Consider the following 921-nt stretch of genomic DNA (forward strand, 5'->3'; position numbering starts at 1 on the left):
CGCACGGGGTGCGCTCCTACATGGTTGCGGTGACTTCGTGGCCGATTTCCGCAAACCATTTCGTCGCCTGCTCCGGCGTCGCGCGGGCTTCGGCCAGGAACACCACCACGATGCGCTTGCCGCCGCCGGGCGCGGTGACGATGCCGATGTCGTTGAAGGCGGCCATGCGGCCATCGCGCGTGCCGCTGGTGCCGGTCTTGTCCGCGAGCTGGTAGCCGGCGGGCAGGCCGCCGCGCAGGCGGTTCGGGATCACCTGCGCCGTCATCAGGCCCAGCAGCTTCTGAGTCGACGCCGGCGAGACCAGCTCGCCGGCCTGCAGCTTGCGGAGGAACGCGGCCGCGCCATGCAGCGTCGCGCTGTTCACCTGGCTCGCCAGCACGGCATCGCCGCCCCTAGCGTCGAACAAGGCGCCCAGCTCGCGTTCGCCCATGTCGATGCGGATGCCCTGCACGCCCTTGCCGGTGAGGAACGCGGTTGCGGCCTTGCCACCGCCCAGAACGCGGAGCAGGGCATCGACGGCGGTGTTGTCGCTCTGCGTCACCGCGGCATGCAGCAGTTCGTCGATGCTGAACGCCTTCGGGCCGGCCTTCAGGGCCTCGCCCACGGAGGGCACGGCCGAGCCCTCGACGATATCGGCCGGCGTCAGCGCCACCTTCTTGTCCAGGCTGAGCGTGCCGGCATCCACACTGGCGAGCACCGCGGCCGCGATGGGCGCCTTGAACACACTCATCATGAGGTAGGGGCGGTGGTCGTTGACCGTGACCGTGCCACCGGTGGCCGGGTCCATGACGAGGATGCCCAGGGTGCCGGGCCTGGCCTGGTCAGCGACCGCCTGCAAGTGGGCCTGCAGGGTGGCGTCGGGCGTGGCGGCAAGGGCGGTGGAGGCGACAAGGGCCAGCGCGGTACCGCGCAGCAACTGCT

General features: G+C 70.7%; 1 protein-coding gene. It reads right to left on the bottom strand.

From position 1 onward, the window contains the following. Positions 1 to 16: 16 nt before the first annotated feature. On the bottom strand, positions 17 to 921 hold a 905-nt coding region (locus VI08_RS20555; RefSeq protein ID WP_157130547.1), incomplete at its 5' end, for a serine hydrolase.

It is taken from the genome of Luteibacter yeojuensis (genome assembly GCF_000964085.1).
Taxonomy (GTDB): Bacteria; Pseudomonadota; Gammaproteobacteria; order Xanthomonadales; family Rhodanobacteraceae; genus Luteibacter; species Luteibacter yeojuensis_A.